Annotated in this window: 2 pseudogenes; one reads left to right on the plus strand and one right to left on the minus strand. The window is 45.6% G+C overall.

The annotated features are described in order from the left end of the window. Window positions 1–216 (plus strand): annotated as a pseudogene (locus tag R7Z77_RS28180) (cell division protein DedD); the annotation flags it as partial. 103 nt (window positions 217–319) lie between these two features. On the opposite strand, the pseudogene R7Z77_RS28185 reads toward R7Z77_RS28180, so the two are convergent. Next, window positions 320–531 (minus strand): annotated as a pseudogene (locus R7Z77_RS28185) (peptidase T); the annotation flags it as partial.

Genomic DNA, 531 nt, shown 5'->3' on the forward strand with positions numbered 1-531 from the left:
GACATTTGGGTAACGCACTTCCCGTGCCCCAATTGCGCGGCAAAGATCATTCAAACAGGTATTTCGCGCGTTCATTGCCCAGAACAGTCTGAAGACTTTCTATCTCGCTGGGGAGATAAAATCCAAGTGAGCCAAGATATGTTTGATCAGGCGGGTGTTGAGGTAGATTGGCTACCGCTAGACGACATCAATTTCGAGGATAAAGACGTTCGTTAGTCCTTCCCAAAACTACAAAGCCCAGACGCACAAATTGTCTGGGCTTTTTTGTATCGATATCACCCGTCACCCATCCAATTGAATTGAGTGGGTGAACGTTCCATCAACCGTGTTTTTTAGCGGTAAGTTCAGCGATTTTTACAATAACAAGGACAGATTTTTCCATCATCTCTACAGAGATAAATTCATGGATACCATGAAAGTTGAAACCACCGGTGAAGATGTTAGGGCAAGGCAATCCCATAAAGGATAACCGCGCGCCATCCGTACCACCACGAATCGGTTTGATCAACGGTTCAACATCACACGCTTCCA

The sequence above is a fragment of the Vibrio sp. 1401 genome (genome assembly GCF_033340295.1).